This is a genomic window from Microbacterium aquimaris (assembly GCF_039531285.1).
GTDB classification, from domain to species: domain Bacteria; phylum Actinomycetota; class Actinomycetes; order Actinomycetales; family Microbacteriaceae; genus Microbacterium; species Microbacterium aquimaris.
In genome coordinates, this window is the sequence record NZ_BAAAPT010000001.1 from 989,209 (window position 1) to 1,008,710 (window position 19,502).

Genomic DNA, 19,502 nt, shown 5'->3' on the forward strand with positions numbered 1-19,502 from the left:
GAAATTCACGTGTCGACTCTTCTCAGCGTCCGCGACCTCGCGACGACGTTCCACACCAGCAGTGGCCCCGTCACCTCTGCGCGCGGCGTCTCCTTCGACCTCCGCCGAGGCGAGTCACTGGCCCTGGTCGGCGAGTCCGGCTCGGGCAAGTCGGTGACGGCGATGTCGATCATGAACATGGTGCGATCGCCCGGCGTCATCGAGGCCGGCCAGGTCATGCTGGATGGGCGCGATGTCCTCGCTATGGGCGCAGACGAGCTACGGGGCGTTCGCGGTCGCCGGATGAGCATGATCTTCCAAGACTCCGTCGCCGCGCTCGACCCGCTCATGAAGATCGAGGACCAGGTCGTCGAGTCGATCCGCGCGCATCGCCGAGTCAGCGACACGGTCGCCCACGAAGAAGCAGTCCACCTCCTGGAGATGGTCGGAATCCCCGATCCCGCCGCGCGTCTGAAGGACTATCCGTTGGCGTTCTCCGGGGGAATGGCGCAGCGCGTCATGATCGCCATCGCGCTGGCGAACCAGCCGGAGCTCCTCATCTGCGACGAGCCGACCACGGCGCTGGATGTCACCGTACAGGCGCAGATCCTCGAACTCATCGCGAAGCTCAATAGGGAGCAGAACACCAGTGTCCTGTTCATCACCCACAACCTCGGCGTCGTCGCGCAGCTCTGTCAGCGCGTGGCGGTGATGTACGCGGGGCGAATCGTCGAGATCGGCGACACCGCGTCGGTGTTCGCCGACCCGCGTCACCCCTATACGCGAGATCTTCTGAAGGCCACCCCCACGCTGACGCATCCGCGGCACCTTCCGCTGACCTCGATCGAGGGCAGGCCGCCGTCGCTGCGGGAAGAGATCACAGGCTGTGCCTATGCGCCGCGCGACCCGCTCGCGTTTGAGAAGTGTTTCGTGTCTGACCCTGCGCTGACGCCCGGAGGCGAGGGGCGTTCACACGCGTGTTGGCTCGGTGGCGCACCTCTCCCGGCGTCACGCGTCGAAGAAGGCTCCGCCGAGTCCGCGATCTCGTCGACGGAGAAGGAGGTGGTCCTCGAGGTCCGAGACCTCGTCAAGCACTTCCCCGGTTCGCGCAAGGGCTTCTTCTCCCGACGTGAAGTGCGCGCCGTCGATGGAGTGGACTTCGAGATCCGCGCCTCGGAGACCGTGGGTCTTGTGGGCGAGTCCGGGTGTGGCAAGTCGACGATCGCGCGGCTCGTTCTCGGTATCGATGAGCCTTCCTCGGGGGCGATCGTCTACGACGGGAAGGATGCGACCGGCCTCAACGCCGCCGCGCGGCGGCGCTACAACCGCGACGTGCAGATCGTCTTCCAGAACCCGATGTCGGCGCTGAACCCGCGCATGGTCGTCCGGAAGATGCTCGGACTCACCCTGCGGGGTCAGGGCGTGAAGGACACGGACGTCGACACGCGCAGCCGCGAACTCCTCGAACTCGTCGGTTTGGATGCCTCGGCCCTCGACCGGTACCCACACGAGTTCTCCGGTGGGCAGAAGCAACGACTGGTCATCGCCAGAGCTCTGGCGATGGAGCCGAAACTCATCGTCTGCGATGAGGCGGTTGCCGCTCTCGACGTCTCACTTCAAGCGCAGATCCTCAATCTGCTGAAGGAGCTGAAGGAGCGTCTCGGCCTGTCCTACCTCTTCATCGGACATGACCTTGCCACGGTGCGCTACGTCGCTGATCGGATCCTTGTGATGTACCTCGGGCAGATCGTGGAGTCGGGGCCCTCCGAAGACGTCATCGCGCGACCGCTGCACCCCTACACGGCCAGCCTGCTGTCGGCCGTACCCGACCCGGACCCGTCTCAGGCGAAGGGTGAGCGTGTCGTGCTGCAGGGCGAGGTGCCCACCCCCCTCGATCCGCCGAGCGGATGCCGCTTCCACACCCGGTGTCCCATCGGGCCGATGGTGAACACCGACCGGGAGATCTGTCGGACCGAGCGTCCGATGGTGGACGATGCCGACCTGCACGGCGTCGCGTGTCATTTCGCGGGCGAGTTCCGCCCCGGCGCGCCCTCGGTGCCCGAGCGTCCGGAAGGGCTCGGACCGGTGCGGAGCACCGGCCGTGTCGCGCCCGCAGGGCACGCGGCGTGAGTGCCAAGAAGACGGCACAGGATCGCCCGAACGTCATCCTGATCGTCGTGGACGACCTGGGGGCGGTGGACCTCGCCTGCACGGGTTCGGATTTCTATGAGACACCGCACCTCGATGCGCTGGCCGCGTCGGGAATGCGGTTCACGGACGCGTATGCGAGCGCACCGGTGTGCTCCCCGACACGGGCGAGCTTGCTGACGGGCAAGAGTCCGGCGCGTGTCGGTGTGACACAGTACATCGGTGGTTTCGCCACCGGTGCGTTGCGAGACGTGCCGTATTTCCGGGAGCTTCCGGAGGACGAGTACACGCTGGCGCGCGCCCTCGCCGACGCCGGATACGCCAGCTGGCACGTCGGCAAGTGGCATCTCGGTCCGAGACGCACGTGGCCCGACCGTCACGGATTCGAGGTGAACATCGGCGGGTGTCACATGGGTTCCCCGACGACCTATCACTCGCCGTACGGCATCGACACTCTTGAGGAGGGCCCCGAAGGAGAGTACTTGACGGACAGGCTCACGAATGAAGCGATCACGTTGATCCGTGAGCGTGACGAGCGTCCGTTCTTCCTGAACCTTTGGCACTACGCGGTACACACCCCAATCGAGCCCCCGGGCGGGCTGTCGGCGAAGTACGAGGCGAAGGCCCGACGGATGGGGCGCGACCTCGATGTCCTGCGAGACGAGGAGGAGATGCCGACGTGGCACCTGCGCGGCGTTCATGTACGACGTCGCCAACGGCAAGGAGATCCCGACTACGCCGCCATGGTCGAACACCTGGATGCGTGCGTCGGTCGACTGCTTGATGCGCTTGACGGCGAAGGCATTCGAGAGAACACGCTGATCATCTTCACGTCGGACAACGGCGGGTTGGCGACCGCCGAAGGCTCGCCGACCTCGAACCTTCCCCTCTCGGAAGGCAAAGGATGGATGCAGGAGGGAGGTGTCCGTATCCCGCTTCTGGTCAGCATGCCCGGCGTCGTGCCGCACGCGAGCATCTCCGACGTGCCCGCGATCTCCGCAGACATCTACCCAACCGTGCTGGGGATGTGCGGACTGCCGCTTGTCCCGGAACAGCACGTGGACGGAGTCGACCTGTCGTCGCATTGGCGGGGGCAGCCAGCGGAGCGGGGCCCGCTCTTCTGGCATTACCCGCACTATGCCAACCAGGGCGGCACCCCTGGGGCAGCGGTTCGCGACGGGCGATACAAGCTCATCCGCCTCTACGAGGACGACACCGAACTGCTGTTCGACCTCGAAGCGGATGTCTCGGAGCAGCATGATCTGTGTGCGGTCCTCCCCGGGGAGGCGGATCGACTCCGAAGCCTGTTGGACACCTGGATCGAAGACGTCGGCGGCTTGATCCCGCAACCGCGGATCCCCCTCACTGACGCTGAGGGTCGGGCCATCTGGCCGCCGGAAACCAGCGCAAAGCCGTCTAAGGAAAGCCCGTCCGCACGAGAGAAGGATGCCTACGAACATGTCTCATGACGATGCACTCGCCCCTGCGGTCGCGGAGGAGAACCTCGCCGCCGATGCCTCGTATCGCCCGGTTCCGCTTCGACAGGGGCTGCCCGAGCGTCTGACGATCACGCTGTGGGACTTCTCCTGGTACGTGCGCACCGGGCCCGGGGAACCATTCGAGGATCTTGATCGTGCGGCGGCGGAAGCTGTCGAGCGCGGCTACAACACGGTGCGCATCTGCGCGATGCCTTTCCTGCTGTTCGGTTCGGGGATCGACACGTCGGCCTTTGCGCTCGGGCCGCTGGGGGGCGAGTACGGCCAGCGCGTTCGCTGGTACAACGTGAAAGAGCGCACGCTGATCGATGCGCGTCGACATCTTCTCGAGTTGTTCGAGACGCTCGAGCGGCACAATCTGTTCGTGATCCTCTCCTCCTGGGAGTATCAGCAGTCTTCGGCGTTCGCCGAGTCCCGTGATTGGTGGGACGCCCTTCGTGGCGTTCCCGCCGAGGACCGTCCGACGGCACTCGCCGGGGCGCTGGCGTCGCTCGTGGACTTCGTCGAGGAAGCAGGCTTGGGGCACCGCATCGCATTCACCGAACTTCACAACGAGGTCCAGGGCGGACATCTCACGGAAGGGTTGCCGAATTGGTATGAGGACCCCGTCGGTCTCATGGCCGCGCTCCGGCCGAGGCTCGAGGCCGGCCTCTCGACCTTCCACGAGAGGCATCCGGCACATCCTGTGACCGTCAACTACTCCGGAGTGCCGGTTGACGCCATGCGCTACGTACCCCGCAATATCGATGTCTTCGTCGCTCACCCGTACGTCTACGGCGTCCTCGACGAAGTGACGGCCGCCTTCGATCTTCGCGGTGATCTCGCGGCATTTCCCGAGCAGCAGGTCCGCGCCCTGGGTCTCCTTCGCGACGACGCGCCGCCCGCGCAGACGTGGGTCCTGTCGGGTGACGACGCGTGGAAGATGGATGCCACGATCATGGGGAAGCCGGAAACGTTCCTCATGGACTGGATCGACGAGGGGGCATTCGACCGGTTCCTCTACGAGCGGTACCAGGTGCACCACTTCGAGATGCGGGCGATTCTCCGCCTGTGGCTGGATGTCGCGGCTGACTTCGCCGCAGCCCGAGGCGTTCCGCTGGTGTTTGCTGAGGGATGGATCGGCTACACGCCCCTTGAGGGCACGTTCGAGGAAGGTCCGATCGGATCTGCGTTTTGTCGGCACGCCATCGAGGAGTCGATCCGCGTGGGCGCCTGGGGGACCATCGTCTGCTCCAACGCGGCCCCGCAGCACCCGATGTGGGGAGACATCGAGCTTCAGCAGCAGTGCAACGCCCGATTCCTCTCCGTCGGAGTCGCCCCCGGCGTCCGACGCCGTGCGTTGTGAAGCCGCAGAATCGTCCATACCTCGCATAGGAAATGGGCAGTTGCGTACGTCGACGTCGGGCATACGCTCTGCATGTGACTTCTGCCGCAGTGTCCTTGCTCGACGCCGTTCCTGAGCATCTTCCCGCTCGCCTGACGATCTCGCTATGGGACTTCTCTTGGTACACCCAAGCGGGGCCCGGCGAACCATTCGCCGATCTCGACGGGGCCATGGTTGCCGCGGTCGAGCGGGGATACAACACCATCCGGATCTGCGCGATGCCGTTTCTCCTCTTCGGTGACCATGACATCGACGCGTCCCGCCTCGACATTGAGGAGATGGCGCCTGGGGTCGGCCACGCGACGCGGTGGTACAACGTGCGCGGAGGGGTGAGCGTGGACGGGCGCGCTCGCCTTCGTGAGCTATTCGAGACGGCGAGACGGCGGGGCGTACGCGTCATCGTCTCGTCTTGGGAGTATCAGCAGTCACCGGCTTTCTCCCGAAGTGACAACTGGTATCGCGCCCTCGAAGCCATACCGCCGGAGGAGCGCTTCCTGGCGCTCGCCAAGAGTCTCGCTCGCCTTGTGGACTACTTGCGAACCGCTGGCGGGCTAGACCGACAGATTGCATACCTCGAGCTCCACAACGAGGTCGACCTCTCGCATCTGCGAGATGCAGGGGGCGGTAGCGAGGCGGATCCGTACTGGCCGCAGAAGCCGTTCAATGAGCGGGCGATCGAGTGGTTACGGGAGCAGTGCCCCGAGCACATGGTCACGACAAGCTACGGAATCACCCCCTATCTGGACATGCCGGCAGCGGCGGAGAACAGCGACGTTGCGCACTTCCATGTCTATGTCTACGGCGCACTCGGCGCGCTCGAGCGATGGGCCGGTGTTCGGGGCGGAGATGACTACCCCTCAGCGAATCTGAGATCGTTGCTGCGGGACGGGGCGCCGGAGTTCGGAGGCGCCAGCACGGGCTTGGTTCCTTCTTGGCGGTACGACGCCACGGGCATCTCTCCCGGCATGTTCTATACCTACGACAACGTCGATCCGCGGCTATGGGATCGGTGGCTCTATGAGAAGCACCATCTCTATGCCGAAGCGATGCGATGGGCGATCGACGACAAGCTCACCGCAATCTCGGCGTTCGCACGCCAGCGTGGGATTCCCGCGGTCGTCGGCGAGGGATGGATCGGCTACACACCTTTACACAGTGAGTACGAGGACGGACCTCTGGGGACGGCGATCGCCGAGTACGCGGTCCAGCGGGCCGTTGACCTCGGATTGTGGGGGGTGGTTCTCGGGTCGAACTCCGCGCCGCACCACCCCGGGTGGCGTAATGTCGCATGGCAGCAGCACCTGAATCGCTTTCTTTTTGACACCGCGATCGCCTCTTAGTTCGCCAGCCGCGCGCCCGCGCTCCGCTGGCGTTCACGCCTTGTGCTGTGCGCGATACGCGCGAGGGCTCACTCCGTGAACACGGCTGAATTGGCGCGAGAAGTAGAGGGGGTCGGCATAGCCGACCGCCGTCGCGACCTCCGCGATCGTCATGCGTGTGGTGTCGAGGAGCAGGCGTGCACGGGTCATCTTGAGCGACGCGTGGAAGGCTGCCGGGCCGTTTCCCGTCGCCTGTCGGAACAGAGCGCTCAAGTGGGACGGCGACACCTGAACCACAGCTGCAAGCTCGGCGACGCTCACTCGCGCATCCACCCGGGCCTCAAGGTGTCGCATCGCGCGCTCCAGCGGTGTCCCCTCGGCGGGGAGCGCGGCATCAACCGCGAAACGCGTGAGCAAATGAGCGGCAGCCCCGGAGGCGGCGAGTAGTTGCACGGGCGTCGGACGCTTGCTCAGGGTCGAGACCACTTCGTCGAAGAGCGACACGATGCGGTCGAGGGAGTGGAGGTGTACGAGGTGAGGGGTCGGCGATACGAGGGGGGTAATGAGCTCGGACACTTCAGGGCCACGAACGTGCATCCACCAGATCGTCCATGGCGAGGTCTCGGAGGCGAAGTATCGGTGAGCCATTCCGGCAGGGATCACGATGGCGGCGCCGGGGACCAGGGTGATCCCGGACCCGTCGACCTGAACGCTTCCTCGACCTTCGACGCACAGCAGGACGACTGTCTCTACGATGCCGCGGTCGCGGTGCATCCGGTGGCCTGTCGCTGCCGGGTAGTAGCCGGCGTCGGTGACCACGAGCCGCCGCGTGACCGGTTGAGTGAGCGCAGTCTCGACGAGTGGCCGCGGAACGACGTAGAGACGCTGGTTTGCGAATCCGTCCACTCGATAGTGCGGCGTCCCCACAGTTGAATCATCCATGTTTGTCCGAGATCTCACCATACCGGGACTTCCGTCCGATTCCTAGGCTCGTGTGAAAGCCCCGGCTGTACGCAGCGGGCAGGTCAAGCACAATCAGAAGAGGAGGTCAGTGGTGGCCACCATCGGTTCCGAAGCCATCCAGGGGTGTGACGCTCGCGCGGACTCGCCGGGAATTACCCTGCCACACGCGCCGAGCGAGTTGGCGGCGTCGTTGGCGGAGGGTGCCGCGATTGCATGGTCTGAGCCACTGGCGATTACGACCTATGAGCCGGATGCGCCCAGTCGCTATCCGATGTTCCTCGATCACCGTGTGTATCAGGGCTCCAGTGGCAAGGTCTATCCCCTCCCGTTCACAGAGGGCGTGTCCGACGAGGGCGTTCTGCGGGAGTGGGACGCGGTGCATGTGGAGAACCGCTACGTGCGTTTGGTGGTTCTGCCCGAGCTCGGCGGTCGGATCCACATCGGTTACGACAAGCGAACCGGCTATGACTTCTTCTACCGAAACAATGTGATCAAGCCTGCCCTCGTTGGACTGGCCGGGCCATGGATCTCGGGAGGGGTCGAGTTCAACTGGCCGCAGCATCACCGCCCGGCCACATATCTTCCGGTCGAGACCAGCATAGAAACCGGCGCCGATGGGACCGTCACGGTGTGGTGCCACGATCACGACCCCTTCGCGCGGATGTCCGCGCAGCACGGTGTGCGGCTCCGCCCGGAAAGTTCGGTGGTCGAGTTGGTGGTTCGTCTGCATAATCGAACGAACGAGCGTCACACGTTCCTGTGGTGGGCCAACGTGGCGGCACGCGTCCACGACGACTACCAGGCCTTCTTCCCGGAAGACGTGAGGTACGTGGCGGACCACGCACGCCGCGCGTTGACAGCCTTTCCCGAAGCTGATCGTCCCTACTACGGGGTCGACTACCCGGCGTTGGCCTCTGAGCGACCCGGTGCCGACCGCATCGACTGGTACAAGAACATCCCTGTCCCCACTTCGTACATGATCGTCGACTCGCAGCAAGACTTCTTCGGCGGCTACGATCATGCGGCGGGTGGCGGCTTCGTGCACTGGGCGGAGCGGCGCATTTCTCCGGGGAAGAAGCTCTGGACGTGGGGCGACGCGCCGTTCGGGCACGCGTGGGACGACCAACTCACTGACGGCGACGGGCCGTATGTCGAGTTGATGGCCGGGGTGTACACCGACAACCAACCGGACTTCACGTGGATCCTCCCGGGTGAGACCAAGGTCTTCAGCCAGTATTGGTATCCCATTCCCGCCATCGGGGTCGCCCATCAGGCGACGCCGGACGCGGCGTTGCACGTCGGCCGGGCGGAGGGAAGAACTTCCGTTCGCGCCGCAGTCACGTCCCCGCGAGACGGGGTGGTGCTGTCGGTCCTCGAAGGCGGCGTCGCGACGGCGTCCCGCACCGCAGACCTCGAGCCCGGCGCGGTGATCGAGCTCGATGCCGAGTTTGACCCTCTGGAGGCGCGTGTCGAACTACGTGATGGCGACGGTCGGCTCCTGGTGGCTTGGGAGCCGGTGGACGGCGAGCCCGGTGAGCCGTGGGTGGCGAGCGAACCGCCCGCGCCGGAGGAGATCGAGACGGTCGAAGAGCTCTACCTCACCGGCTTGCACCTCAGCCAGTACCGCCACCCGACCCGTTCACCTCTTCCCTATTGGGAGGCTGCGCTCGCGCGGGATCCGGGGGACGTGCGCACAAACCTCGCGATGGCAGATCGGGACTATCGAGCGTTTCGCTACGAACAGGCGCTGGTCCGTGTCGAGCTCGCGATCGACCGATTGACGCGCCGTAATGCCAATCCCATCGACGCCGAGGCCTTCTACTTGCGGGGCCTCGTGCTGATGAGGCTCGGGCGCCGTCTTGAGGCAGAACAGGCCTGGGGCAAGGCGGGGTGGGACGGGACGTGGGCGGCACCCGCGGGGTTTGCGCTCGCGCAATCCCTTCTGTTCCGAGGTGTCAATCGTGCCGCGTTGCGCGTGCTCGACTCCCTGGCTGGCGTCGTGGGGCACGACACGCGCCGGACGGCGTTGCAGGCCATCGCGCTTGAGCGTCTGGGCCGGAAGGACGAGGCCGCGTCTACTATTGCGGATGCGCTTGAGCGCGATCCGCTGGATGCCACCCTGCGCGTCCTCTCCGGTGTGCGGGAGCCGACGGGTGCGGGGGTTCTCCTTGATGTCGCGATCGCCCTGCGCGACGCGGGCGAAACACGCAGGGCGCTGGCACTTCTGGACGAGGTGGCTCGCGGGCCGCAGACGCCGGCCGGCAATCTGAGACCGATTGCACAGTACCTCCGCGCCACGATCCTCGACGCCGCGGGGGAGATAGACGCCGCGCGTGAGGCTCGCGAGATGGCGCGTCGTGAGGACGCACTGTGGGCGTTCCCCTCCGGGGCCGATGCGCATGACGCGCTGAGTGCCGCCATCGATGCGGATGCGCAGGACTCGCGCGCCCTCCATCTTCGGGGCATGCTGCTCTACGCGCACGGCCGTCGAAGAGACGGCGCCGCAGACTGGAGGCGGGCGATCGTTCTCGGCGACCACGACCCCGTGCTCCTCAGGAACGCTGCCGTGGCGGCATACAACGTCGGGGACGATGACGCACGGGCGTGGGAACTCTATGAGATGGCGGTGGCTGTCGCTCCGGACGACGCGCGTTTGCGGTATGAGCAGGACCAGCTGGCGATTCGGCTCGACCAATCCGCGCAGGAGCGGTTTCAGCGGCTCGAGCCGGTCGAGCCGCTGGTCCTCACACGCGACGACTTCACGATTGCCTACGTGCGACTCCTGGTCGCGCAGGGCATGGCCGATCGCGCGTACGAGATCCTCACCTCGCGTTCCTTCCACCCCTGGGAAGGGGGAGAGGGTGAAGCTCTGGCTGCCTGGGACCTCACTTTGCATGCGTTGGGACGCCCGCTGGTCGACCCGCCGCCGACGCTCGGGGAGGCGCGGCCGCAATACATGCCACCTCTCGCGCGGCGCGATGATGGGGCGACGGACTACTTCGCTACCAGCCTGCCCGAGCTTCTCCTGTTCGCCCGCGAAGCGTCGCTGTACGACGCGTAGGCAGAGGCGATGCGCGCGCCTGACCTTGACGTGCTCTTCGTGGACGATAGTCCATGTTGTTCATAGAACGTCGCATTGTTGCGCGAGCGACGGTGAATCTAGCCTGGAGATAACGCACGGATTGGTGGGTCTGCGGTGACGCAGATCCGTGGCGGCAACCTCGATGCCCCCCCATCTCGCTCAATGAGGAGGAACGATGAACACAGCAGGTCGAGTAGGACTCGCAGGTCTCGCCGTGGTGGCCTGCACCGCGTCGATCGCGGGATGCGCCGCTAGTGATGAGGGTGGTGACGGCGGCGGTGCGGAGTCGCAGAAGATCACCGTCTGGAGTTGGGATCTGAATGCGGAGGAAACGGCCGATGCGTTCATGGCGGAGAATCCCGATGTCGATGTAGAGGTCGTCAACGTCGGAACCGGCAACGATCAGTACGTAGCGCTGCAGAACGCGATCTCAGCGGGCGAGGGGTTCCCCGACGTCGCCTTCATTGAGAACTACGCGCTGCCGCAGTTCGCGCTCACCGGGGCTCTCGCCGACCTCGGCCCGCTCGGCGCCGACGGGCTCGCGTCTACCTACGCGCCCGGCCCGTGGGCCTCCTCGAAGGTCAACGACGTCGTCTACTCGCTCCCGTGGGCATCGGGCCCGATGGTGCTCTTCTACAATCAGGCGATCTTTGATCGACTCGATGTCGCCGTCCCCGGGACCTGGGATGAGTACGTCACTGCGGCGCAGCAAATCCAACAGGCGGATCCTGCCGTCTACATCCTCAATGATGTCGGCAACGCCGGGCTCGCCGAGAGCCTGATCTGGCAGGCCCAAGGCACGCCGTTCTCGGTCGAAGGCGAGGCCGTCGCGATCGATCTCGCCGACGACGAAGGCACGCAGCGCTATGCAGACGTGTGGCAGCGACTCATCGACGAAGACCTCCTCGCGCCCGTGGCCGATTGGACAGACGACTGGACCAAGATGCTCAATGAGGATCAGATCGCCACCCTTCCCGCCGGCAGCTGGATGGGCAGCACTCTCACACAGGCTGTGACCGAGGGGGCGGGCAAGTGGCGCGTCGCCCAGCTGCCTGAGTGGGAGGACGGAGTTGCGACTTCGGCCGAGCACGGCGGCGGCGGCTTCACCATCCTGGAAGGCAGTGACCACAAGGACCTCGCGTTCGAGTTCGCCGAGTTCGCAACAGCGGGGGGCGGGGTCGAGATCCTCAAGGAACGCGGCCTGTGGCCGTCGAGCATCGATGCGGCGAACGACGAGGCGTTCCTCAGTGAACCGTCCGAGTACTTCGGCGGCCAAGCTGTCAACGAGGAGTATGCGACCGCTTCGGCGAACGTTCCGGACACCTTCCAGTTCCTGCCCTTCCAGGTATACGCGAACGGCATCTACAACGACACGGTCGGCCAGGCGTACAACCACAGCGTCACGGTCGCGGAGGGCTTTGCGAATTGGCAGGATTCGCTGGACACCTACGGCGCCCAGCAAGGGTTCACCATCCAGTAGTCCGCCCACCGTGGTTCCGAGCGCTTGATCGCGCTCGGGACGACGGGTCGAGAGGTCACCATGCACCCGATCGTCACAGCATCACCAACTGTTGCCGCACGCTCGACGCGCAAGCGTCGTTCTCTGCGGGCGCAGCTGCCTCCCTGGCTCTTCCTTGCCCCCTTCGTGATCGCCTTCACATTCGTCTTCCTGGCGCCGATCGCGTACGCGATCGTCATGAGCCTGTTTCGAACCCAATTGGTCGGGGGAACACAGTTCGTCGGTATCGACAATTACGTCACCGTCTTCACCGACGCACAGCTCTGGCGAGGCGTGTTCAACGTGATCTTGCTCCTGTTCATTCAGGTCCCGATCATGCTCGCCATCTCGGTCTTTCTCGCGATAGTCGTCGATAGTGGACGCTTGCACGGAGTGCGCTTTTTCCGGATTGCGGTCTTTCTTCCCTACGCGGTTCCCGCTGTCGTCGCGACCCTCATCTGGGGGTTCATGTACAGCACCAGGTACGGGCTCATCGGTGAAATAAACAGGTCACTCGGCAGCGACCTCCCCAGTCCGCTCGCACACGAGTTCGTCCTCGCCTCGATCGGGAATATCGTCACGTGGGAGTACATCGGCTACAACATGCTCATCTTCTACGCAGCGTTGCGTGTCATCGACCGGTCGTTGTACGAGGCCGCAGCGATTGACGGCGCTGGCGAATTGCGAATCGCCCGCGCGATCAAGCTCCCTGCTATGCAGGGGGCGTTCCTTGTGACCACGGTCTTCTCGATCATCGGAGTGTTCCAGCTCTTCAGTGAGCCGCAGATTCTTCAGAGTCTTGCGCCGAACGCGATATCAACCTACTTCACGCCAAACATGTATGCGTACAATCTTTCGTTCGCCGGGCAACAACTGAACTACTCCGCCGCCGTTGCGATCGTGGTCGGGCTCGTCACCGTACTGTTCGCCTACACGGTGCAGGCCCGCGCGGAGAGGCGGTCCGCGCAATGAGTCGCGCCTATGCGAGTCCTCTGAACCCGCGCAAGAGCCTTCCGCTCTCCGCCATCGCCGGCATCGCGGTGATTTACACGGTCATCCCGCTCTTCTGGCTCGTCGTCAACGCGACGAAGACCGAGGACGAGCTCGCAACGACCTTCGGTTTGTGGTTCGGAACGTCGTTTGCGCTGTGGGACAACGTCGTCGAGACCCTTACCTACCAGGACGGAATCTTCCTGAGCTGGTTCTGGAACACCCTTGTGTACGTTGTACTCGGTGCGGGCGGCGCGACCCTTCTTGCAGTGCTTGCCGGGTACGCACTCGCGATGTACGAGTTCCGTGGCAAGAAGATCGTTCTCGCGACGGTGCTCGCGGCTGTCGCTGTGCCCGGGGCCGCGCTCGCAGTGCCGACGTTCCTGCTCTTCAGCGAGCTCGGAATCACGAACACGCCCGCCGCCGTGATCCTGCCTTCGCTGGTCGCGCCTTTCAGTCTCTACCTCATGTGGGCGCTTGCGCGCGACGCGATCCCCGTGGAGCTGCTCGAAGCTGCGCGGATCGATGGTGCCGGCGAAGGGCGCGCGTTCTTGACGGTCGCGTCATTGTTGGCGCCGGGAACGGTGACCGTTTTGCTGTTCAATGTGGTCGCAACATGGAACAACTACTTTTTGCCCTTGATCATGTTGCGCAACCCGGACCTGTATCCACTGACCATCGGTCTCACGTCATGGAACAACCAGGCGGCGACGGTGGGCGGTGACGCGGTCTACAACCTTGTGATCACCGGATCGCTCCTCACCATCATTCCGTTGATCGCGGCGTTCCTTCTTCTGCAGCGGTACTGGCAGGCGGGGCTCGCTGCGGGGAGCGTGAAGGGTTGACGTGTGCGGCACGCGCGACCGCCATCACCGGCTGGCGAGCGTGCGGATACGACCAGGAGCACGGGTTCCCCTGAGAACACGGCGCGTTTCGGCGGTGTCTCGGCCTATACCCCGCCGCTCACCCCTGCGTGGTGTCGGATTCCCACGCCGCAGTGCAGGCGGCATCCCACTCCTCGGTCATCGCCGCGGCGCCCTCTGCGGCTCGGGAGGGGCTGCCCATCCCGACGATCACCGAAAGCGCCTGCGAGTTCGCGAGCATCCCGCGCAACGCGAGTCGGTGCACCCCCACACCGCGTTCGTAGGCGAGCGAGGCGAGCGCCGGCAGGCGAGCCGGCAGATCACGGGCATGGGTCGGGCCGCCCAGCGGCGAGTATGCGAAGAAGGCCAGCCCGAGGCGTTCGGCGTGGGTCAACTCGGCGGTGCGCTCGCCGGCCACCAGACGATTCTGCACGGCGGTCAGACGGCACGCAGACTGCGCCGCATCGATCTGCGCCACGGTGGCGTTTGAGATTCCGATGGCGCCGATCGTGCCTTCGCGTCGAAGGTCTTCCAGCGCACCGAAGACGGCTTCGAGGTCGCCGCCGCCGTCCGCGCGGTGCAGGTAGTACACGTCGAGACGCTCGCGACGCAGGGCGCGAAGGCTCGCCTCGACGTCCCGTCGCACCCGGTCGACGGTGTTTTCGATGTCCCAGCTCATGGGTCCGGTGCGGAAGTGGCCGCCCTTGGTCATGATCACGACGTCCTCCCGCCCGCAGAGCGCGTCGGCGAGGAGATGCTCGTTGTGCAGATCGTCGTCCACGGTCGCGTACGCGCGCGCGGTGTCGAACACGCGCACGCCGGCGTCGTAGGCGGCACGGATGGTGGCGAGGGCGTTGTCGTCGTCGCGCACATCGGCGGTCGAAAAGCGCCCGCAGCCCTCGGCGACGAGGCCGCGGAGTTGCGCGGGTTCCACGGCGTCCACCGTCGTGTCGGCTTCGCAGCTCATCGGGGCACCGGCCCGCGTGCGACCGGACTCATCTCCCGCATCCGGTGGATCGGTGGTGTCATATCGGAGTCGACGTAGGTCCACAGCTCGTGCTGGTTCGGGAAGGGGTCCTCGAAGTACGCCAGCCACTCCTCGGTCTTCTGGTGCAGGTAGGCCTGGATCTCCGCCGTGCCCGGGACGCCGGGGAGGGGGATGCGACCGAAGTGGTTGTCGAGCTGGTGGGGGTCGTCGCCGCGACGGAACAGCGTATCCATGCGGCGAAGCAGCACCGTGCGGCCGACGTCCGATTCGGGGTGCGGCTCGGTTCCGTCGGACCGGTCGATGTTCTCGGTCGAGTAGGTCCATTCCTTCGTGTACACACCGCGCCACGGTGTCGTGAAGTAGAACAGCGGGGCGGTTTCGACCGCGTCGTCGTCCTCGGCGCGGATGGCCGATGACAGGTCCTTGCCATGGACGTGGTCGGGCACGTCGAGGCCCATCAGCCCGAGAAGGGTCGGCATCAGGTCGATCGTGCCGACGATCAGCTCCGACCTGCGGGCACGTGGCGCGATGTCCGGACCGGTGATGATCAGTGGCACCCGGGCGGAGACATCCTCGGGGCTCGACTTGTGCCAGTGATTGTTGAACGCGCCGAATGTCTCGCCGTGATCGCTCGTGTAGACGATGATGGTGTTCTCTCGCAGGCCCCGCTCGTCGAGGGCGGCCAGGATGCGACCCACGTTCGTGTCGACCTCGCTGCACAGGGCGAGATATCCCTGCGTCATCAGACGTGTGCGCTCGTTGACCGGGACGGTGGGGCGGAGAGTCAGGTCCTCGGGGTCGTAGAGGTCCTTGAACTCCTCCGGCGCGTCGAAGGAGGTGTACTTCGCGTCGTCTCCGCCGTTGTGGTTGTGCGGCGCGTGGTAGGACACGAACAGGGTGAAGGGGTCTTCCGGTGTCTGGTCTTCGATGAACCTCACCGCTTGATCGGTCTGCCCCTCCACTTCCCAGCATCCGAACAGCACCTTCTGGTCGCCGTCCCAGTAGAAGGCGTTGTCGGGGTCGTAGTTGACCGCGCAGTTGTTGGAAAGGAATTCATCGTCGAACCCGTGGCGGTCGGGGCCTGCTGGAATCGGGCGGTTCCGGTCGCCGCCGTAGAGGTGCCACTTGCCGACGTAGCCGTTCCGGTAGCCGTGGCGGCGGGTGACCTCGGCGAACGATTCACCGAGATCGGTCGCAAGCCGGCGGTCGTTGGTGAAGCAGTTGTTCCACAGCGGGTGCTCGCCGGAGATGAGCATGCTCCGCGCGGGGGTGCAGACGGGCGAGTTGGAGACCGCGTGGTCGAACAGGAGGCCTTGTTCGGCGAGCCGATCCAGGTGCGGTGTCTTCACGTCGCTGAGTCCGTAGGCGCCCAACATGTCACGCGACTGCTGGTCCGAGAAGATGAACACGAGGTTGGGCCGTTGCGGGGAAGCCGCCGTCGGATCGGACTCTTCTTGTTCGTCAATGAACCGGTTCATGCTTGGCATCATGACACAGTTTCCATCGGAAAGGCAGGCGATCGCCCCGGTCTTTCGCGAATATCCGCGCTGCGCGGACTCGGGTGTCACGCGGGGGCTATGCGGATCGGTGGATCGTCTGCTACCGTCTCGTGAACCGATTCATTGCCGATCGGATCCCTGTCCCAAGCAAAGAAGGTTGTCACAGTGGCCACCACACGAAAGTCAGCATCCCGGCTCGTCGCCGGCACCGGTGCACTCGCCCTCGCGGTTTCGCTCGCCGCCTGCTCGACCGGAGGGGAATCCTCCCCGACGGACGACTCCGATCCGTCAGAGGCCAGCGGTGAGATCCGCGTGGGTATGATCGCGTCGCTCACCCCGCAGTTCGAGGAGTACGCCAAGGTCTTCGAGGAGTCCCACCCCGACATCAAGGTCACCGTTCAGTCGGTGGCCGAATCCCCGGCGGACTACATTCAGCAGCTCGCCACGGAGAACCTCAGCGACTCGGTTCCCGACGTCCTGTTCAACACCGGTGGACTGAACCAGACCCTCGACTCGAACGGGCTTCTCTGGGACATGTCGGAATGGCTCGAGGAGGGCCGTTCGGGCCTTGACTCCGCCGAGTTCTCGCCGAACTTCCTCGGTCTGTTCGAAACCGAGGACGGTCGTATCACCGGCCTTCCCGTCAGCGCCGACAGCGGCGTGATCGTCTACAACATCGACCAGTTCGAGAAGTACGGCGCCGAGCTGCCGACCGATGACTGGACCTACGAGGAGATGTACGACGCCGCACGCACGATCTATGACGGCTCCGGCGGTGACGTGTACGGCATCGTCACCCCGCTGGGTGTGGCGGAGACCCCGTTCCAGTGGTACCCGGTGATCCGCGCGTACGGCAGCGACATGTACGACGAGGCGGCAGGCGAGTTCATCTTCGCCGACGCCGCGGGGATCGAAGCGTGGACCACGCTCCTCGAGCCCTACACGGACGGTTTCGGTGTGCCCTACTCGGCGTTGGCGAACGACCCCGGTAAGAACCTCTTCCCGAGCGAGCAGGCCGCGATGGAGGTGGCCTCGACCGCCCGCATCGCCGCCCTGCGCGAGCAGATGCAGAGCGACTGGGATGTCGCGCCCATGCCGATCATCGACGGCGTGCGCACCACCGGCGGTGGCGCCTACTCGCTGTCGTTGAGCGAGAAGTCCGAGAACAAGAGCGCCGCGTGGGAGTTCCTCGCGTGGTTCTACTCCGTCGACGGCGGCTTCGAGGCCGCCAAGGACGACGGCGTCATTCCGGCGACCACCGACGGAATCGAGAACGGTACCTGGCAGCAGGACCCGCCGCCCGTGCCGTCGAACTTCGTGCCGGCCGTCCAGATCTCCATCGAGGACGCCATCCTGCAGAAGCCCTACCCGGCTGACGTCGCGCCTGAGGTGCTGCCGGCCCTTCAGGAAGCCATCCAGATGGTCATGCTGCGTGATGAGTCGATCGAGGTCGCCTTCACCGCCGCACAGGACGAGCTCAACGCGCTCCTTCCGTGATGACCGACACCCGCGCGACACAGCGCATCGTCACTCGTTCGGGCGCGGGGAAACCCCCGCGCCCGGCGGGCGGCCGAGCGCGCCGATTCGACGTCATGGCGGCCTGGGGCATGCTCACCCCGGCCATCGTGATGTTCACCGTCTTCGTCATCGTCCCCGCGGTGGTCGGAATCGCCCTGAGCTTCATGGAGTGGGACTTCTTCAATCCCCCGACCTTCGTGGGCTTCGACAACTACAGCCGACTGATCACCGACCCGGACATGTGGCAGGCGCTGGGTGTGACCATCCAGTACGTCTTCCTCGGCGTCATCCCGACGATCCTGCTCGGATTCATGATCGCCGTGCTGATCAACGTGAACATGCCCGGCGTCCCGGTCCTGCGTGTTCTCTACTTCGTGCCCGTCGTGCTCTCGGTGGCGGTCTCGGCCGTGCTGTGGTCGTTCATGTACGACCCCCGTCAGGGCCCGATCGCGGCCCTGCTCCGGCTGCTCGGTCTTCCTCCGGTCGACTTCCTCAACAGTGAGGTGCTCGCGCTGCCGTCGCTGGTGCTCATGATGATCTGGCTCGCCCTGCCCATCGTGATCATCTTCTACCTGGCCGGTCTGCAGCGGGTCCCCGAGGACATCTACTCCGCGGCCGCGCTCGACGGCGCCGGGCCCTGGCGCATGCTGTGGTCGATGACGTGGCCCAACGTCATGCCGACGACGTATGTCGTCGTGGTGCTGCAGGTCATCAACTTCGTCGCGAACTCGCTCGACGTCTCGTTGATCATGACCGGCGGTGGACCTCTCGGCGCCACCCGAAGCCTCGCGCTCTTGGCCTACGAACAAGCCTTCAGCTTCCAGGACGTCGGCTACGCCAGCGCCCTGTCGATCTTCCAACTTCTGCTCATCGTCGGGATCGTCGCCCTCGGGCGCGTCCTGGGATCGAGGTCGACCCGATGAAACCCACGACCATGCGGTTCGGCCGCTACACGACCATCGTCGTGTTCGGCCTGATCACCGCCTTCCCCCTGCTGTACCTCCTGTCCGGGTCGTTGATGTCCTTCCAGGAGATCTCGCAATACCCGCCGAAGCTCTTGCCCAGCGAGCTGGTGTGGGGCAACTACGCCGAGGCCTGGGAGTACCTGACTCCCCGCACGGTGCTTAACACCTTCATCTTCGTGATCTCGGTGCTCGTGCTCCAACTGGCGATCTGTCTGCCCGCCGGCTTCGCTCTGGCGAAGATCCGGATCCGCGGCGCCGGTGTGCTGCTGGCCATGTTCGTGGTGCCGATCTTCCTCCCCGCCAACCTCACCCTGATCCCGACGTTCATCGTGACGCTGGAGTTGGGCCTGGTCGGTTCCTTCGCCGGACTGATCCTTCCGGTCGTGGGGCACGCCTCGCTGGGCATCCTGCTGTTCCGACAGTTCTTCGTCACGTTCCCGGGCGGCCTCATCGAAGCGGCCCGGCTCGACGGGGCGGGATGGTTCCGCACGTTCTTCTCGATCGCGCTGCCGCTGGCCAAGCCGGTGATCGCGTCCTACTCGGTGGTGACTTTCCTCACCGCGTGGAACATGTACATCTGGCCGCTCGTGGCCGCTCCCGGGCCCGACACGCGTGTGTTGACCCTCGCCCTCGCGCCGCTCGCGCAGGGAGAGTTCAGCAACATCTCGCCGTCGGTCGGATTCGCGGCGGCGGTCGTGGCCATGATCCCGGTCCTGCTGGTCTTCGTGCTGTTCCAGCGCTGGTTCACCCGCGGAATCGTCGGCTCCGGCCTCGAGTGATCCGCACCGCGACCGACGCACCGGCCCGCGC

Annotated in this window: 14 protein-coding genes; 11 read left to right on the forward strand and 3 right to left on the reverse strand. The window is 65.2% G+C overall.

Annotation, left to right across the window (positions count from 1 at the left end; all coding sequences use genetic code 11):
• Positions 1-9: 9 nt before the first annotated feature.
• The 4 genes from ABD204_RS04680 (at position 10) to ABD204_RS04695 (ending at position 6,347) form a co-directional block, all read left to right on the forward strand.
• Positions 10-2,109 carry an ABC transporter ATP-binding protein gene (locus ABD204_RS04680; RefSeq protein WP_194423504.1) on the forward strand — a complete coding sequence of 700 codons (2,100 nt, stop codon included), beginning with the start codon at positions 10-12 and terminating at the stop codon, positions 2,107-2,109.
• Positions 2,106-3,596 (forward strand): sulfatase, encoded by a 1,491-nt coding sequence (locus tag ABD204_RS04685; RefSeq protein ID WP_194423505.1) that lies wholly within the window; start codon positions 2,106-2,108, stop codon positions 3,594-3,596. The genes ABD204_RS04680 and ABD204_RS04685 overlap by 4 nt, the downstream gene beginning before the upstream one ends.
• Positions 3,586-4,968, forward strand: a complete 1,383-nt coding sequence (locus ABD204_RS04690; protein WP_194423506.1) for a cellulase-like family protein — start codon at positions 3,586-3,588, stop codon at positions 4,966-4,968. The genes ABD204_RS04685 and ABD204_RS04690 overlap by 11 nt, the downstream gene beginning before the upstream one ends.
• Positions 4,969-5,057: 89 nt before the next feature.
• A complete protein-coding gene (locus ABD204_RS04695) occupies positions 5,058-6,347 on the forward strand; it encodes a cellulase-like family protein (protein ID WP_322597566.1) in 1,290 nt (429 codons plus the stop codon).
• Positions 6,348-6,380: 33 nt separating this feature from the next.
• Here the strand turns inward: ABD204_RS04695 and ABD204_RS04700 are convergent, their stop codons facing one another.
• The gene (locus ABD204_RS04700) at positions 6,381-7,268 is read right to left on the reverse strand and encodes a helix-turn-helix domain-containing protein (protein WP_194423508.1); all 888 of its coding nucleotides are present in this window, start codon (positions 7,266-7,268) and stop codon (positions 6,381-6,383) included.
• Between the two features lie 112 nt (positions 7,269-7,380).
• Here ABD204_RS04700 and ABD204_RS04705 point away from each other — a divergent pair, with 112 nt between their 5' ends.
• The 4 genes from ABD204_RS04705 to ABD204_RS04720 all read left to right on the forward strand — a co-directional run bounded on the left by ABD204_RS04705 (position 7,381) and on the right by ABD204_RS04720 (position 13,704).
• Entirely contained in the window at positions 7,381-10,350 is a 2,970-nt protein-coding gene (locus tag ABD204_RS04705; RefSeq protein WP_194423509.1) for a DUF5107 domain-containing protein, read from the forward strand.
• Positions 10,351-10,546: 196 nt separating this feature from the next.
• The gene (locus ABD204_RS04710; RefSeq protein ID WP_194423510.1) at positions 10,547-11,851 is read left to right on the forward strand and encodes an extracellular solute-binding protein; all 1,305 of its coding nucleotides are present in this window, start codon (positions 10,547-10,549) and stop codon (positions 11,849-11,851) included.
• 60 nt (positions 11,852-11,911) lie between these two features.
• Positions 11,912-12,841: a carbohydrate ABC transporter permease gene (locus ABD204_RS04715; protein ID WP_194423511.1), complete on the forward strand. Its 930-nt coding sequence runs from the start codon at positions 11,912-11,914 to the stop codon at positions 12,839-12,841.
• Positions 12,838-13,704, forward strand: coding sequence for a carbohydrate ABC transporter permease (locus tag ABD204_RS04720; protein ID WP_194423512.1), 867 nt, complete (start codon positions 12,838-12,840; stop codon positions 13,702-13,704). Before ABD204_RS04715 ends, ABD204_RS04720 begins: the two co-directional genes overlap by 4 nt.
• Before the next feature lie 118 nt (positions 13,705-13,822).
• Here ABD204_RS04720 and ABD204_RS04725 read toward each other — a convergent pair whose 3' ends face one another.
• Positions 13,823-14,689 carry an aldo/keto reductase gene (locus ABD204_RS04725; protein ID WP_194423513.1) on the reverse strand — a complete coding sequence of 289 codons (867 nt, stop codon included), beginning with the start codon at positions 14,687-14,689 and terminating at the stop codon, positions 13,823-13,825.
• Positions 14,686-16,188: a sulfatase family protein gene (locus tag ABD204_RS04730; RefSeq protein WP_194423514.1), complete on the reverse strand. Its 1,503-nt coding sequence runs from the start codon at positions 16,186-16,188 to the stop codon at positions 14,686-14,688. Before ABD204_RS04730 ends, ABD204_RS04725 begins: the two co-directional genes overlap by 4 nt.
• 186 nt (positions 16,189-16,374) lie before the next feature.
• Between ABD204_RS04730 and ABD204_RS04735 the strand changes: the two genes are divergently transcribed.
• From ABD204_RS04735 to ABD204_RS04745, 3 genes are read left to right on the forward strand one after another with little or no spacing between them, the layout of a single operon-like run.
• Positions 16,375-17,706: an ABC transporter substrate-binding protein gene (locus tag ABD204_RS04735; RefSeq protein WP_194423515.1), complete on the forward strand. Its 1,332-nt coding sequence runs from the start codon at positions 16,375-16,377 to the stop codon at positions 17,704-17,706.
• Complete coding sequence (locus ABD204_RS04740) at positions 17,706-18,650, forward strand: carbohydrate ABC transporter permease (protein ID WP_194423516.1); 945 nt, start codon at positions 17,706-17,708, stop codon at positions 18,648-18,650. The genes ABD204_RS04735 and ABD204_RS04740 overlap by 1 nt, the downstream gene beginning before the upstream one ends.
• Entirely contained in the window at positions 18,647-19,471 is an 825-nt protein-coding gene (locus ABD204_RS04745; RefSeq protein ID WP_194423517.1) for a carbohydrate ABC transporter permease, read from the forward strand. The genes ABD204_RS04740 and ABD204_RS04745 overlap by 4 nt, the downstream gene beginning before the upstream one ends.
• Positions 19,472-19,502: the final 31 nt, after the last annotated feature.

Excerpts from the sequence above, each read along its gene's own strand:
- ABD204_RS04690 (WP_194423506.1), top strand. The coding sequence starts at position 3,586 with ATGTCTCATGACGATGCACTCGCCCCTGCGGTCGCGGAGGAGAACCTC.
- ABD204_RS04700 (WP_194423508.1), bottom strand. The coding sequence starts at position 7,268 with ATGGATGATTCAACTGTGGGGACGCCGCACTATCGAGTGGACGGATTC.
- ABD204_RS04710 (WP_194423510.1), top strand. The coding sequence starts at position 10,547 with ATGAACACAGCAGGTCGAGTAGGACTCGCAGGTCTCGCCGTGGTGGCC.
- ABD204_RS04715 (WP_194423511.1), top strand. The coding sequence starts at position 11,912 with ATGCACCCGATCGTCACAGCATCACCAACTGTTGCCGCACGCTCGACG.
- ABD204_RS04720 (WP_194423512.1), top strand. The coding sequence starts at position 12,838 with ATGAGTCGCGCCTATGCGAGTCCTCTGAACCCGCGCAAGAGCCTTCCG.
- ABD204_RS04725 (WP_194423513.1), bottom strand. The coding sequence starts at position 14,689 with ATGAGCTGCGAAGCCGACACGACGGTGGACGCCGTGGAACCCGCGCAA.
- ABD204_RS04730 (WP_194423514.1), bottom strand. The coding sequence starts at position 16,188 with ATGAACCGGTTCATTGACGAACAAGAAGAGTCCGATCCGACGGCGGCT.
- ABD204_RS04740 (WP_194423516.1), top strand. The coding sequence starts at position 17,706 with ATGACCGACACCCGCGCGACACAGCGCATCGTCACTCGTTCGGGCGCG.
- ABD204_RS04745 (WP_194423517.1), top strand. The coding sequence starts at position 18,647 with ATGAAACCCACGACCATGCGGTTCGGCCGCTACACGACCATCGTCGTG.